At 52.0% G+C, this 1130-nt stretch carries 1 rRNA gene; it reads left to right on the top strand.

What is annotated here, in order from left to right:
* Positions 1–1083, top strand: a 16S ribosomal RNA gene (locus QQJ93_RS15820); the annotation flags it as partial.
* Positions 1084–1130: the final 47 nt, after the last annotated feature.

A 1130-nucleotide genomic window follows, 5' to 3' on the forward strand; every position in this document is an offset into this window, starting at 1 on the left:
AGTTAATAACTGCGTTGCTTGACGTTAGCAACAGAAGAAGCACCGGCTAACTCCGTGCCAGCAGCCGCGGTAATACGGAGGGTGCGAGCGTTAATCGGAATTACTGGGCGTAAAGCGCATGCAGGTGGTTTGTTAAGTCAGATGTGAAAGCCCGGGGCTCAACCTCGGAAGGTCATTTGAAACTGGCAAACTAGAGTACTGTAGAGGGGGGTAGAATTTCAGGTGTAGCGGTGAAATGCGTAGAGATCTGAAGGAATACCAGTGGCGAAGGCGGCCCCCTGGACAGATACTGACACTCAGATGCGAAAGCGTGGGGAGCAAACAGGATTAGATACCCTGGTAGTCCACGCCGTAAACGATGTCTACTTGGAGGTTGTGGCCTTGAGCCGTGGCTTTCGGAGCTAACGCGTTAAGTAGACCGCCTGGGGAGTACGGTCGCAAGATTAAAACTCAAATGAATTGACGGGGGCCCGCACAAGCGGTGGAGCATGTGGTTTAATTCGATGCAACGCGAAGAACCTTACCTACTCTTGACATCCAGAGAACTTTCCAGAGATGGATTGGTGCCTTCGGGAACTCTGAGACAGGTGCTGCATGGCTGTCGTCAGCTCGTGTTGTGAAATGTTGGGTTAAGTCCCGCAACGAGCGCAACCCTTATCCTTGTTTGCCAGCGAGTAATGTCGGGAACTCCAGGGAGACTGCCGGTGATAAACCGGAGGAAGGTGGGGACGACGTCAAGTCATCATGGCCCTTACGAGTAGGGCTACACACGTGCTACAATGGCGCATACAGAGGGCAGCGAACTTGCGAAAGTAAGCGAATCCCAAAAAGTGCGTCGTAGTCCGGATTGGAGTCTGCAACTCGACTCCATGAAGTCGGAATCGCTAGTAATCGTGGATCAGAATGCCACGGTGAATACGTTCCCGGGCCTTGTACACACCGCCCGTCACACCATGGGAGTGGGCTGCAAAAGAAGTAGGTAGTTTAACCTTCGGGAGGACGCTTACCACTTTGTGGTTCATGACTGGGGTGAAGTCGTAACAAGGTAGCCCTAGGGGAACCTGGGGCTGGATCACCTCCTTATACGAAGATTATTTTTGATGAGTACCCACACAGATTGATTAGGTTTA

Origin of the sequence: Vibrio algivorus (assembly GCF_030161215.1) — a bacterium.
GTDB classification, from domain to species: Bacteria; Pseudomonadota; Gammaproteobacteria; order Enterobacterales; family Vibrionaceae; genus Vibrio; species Vibrio algivorus.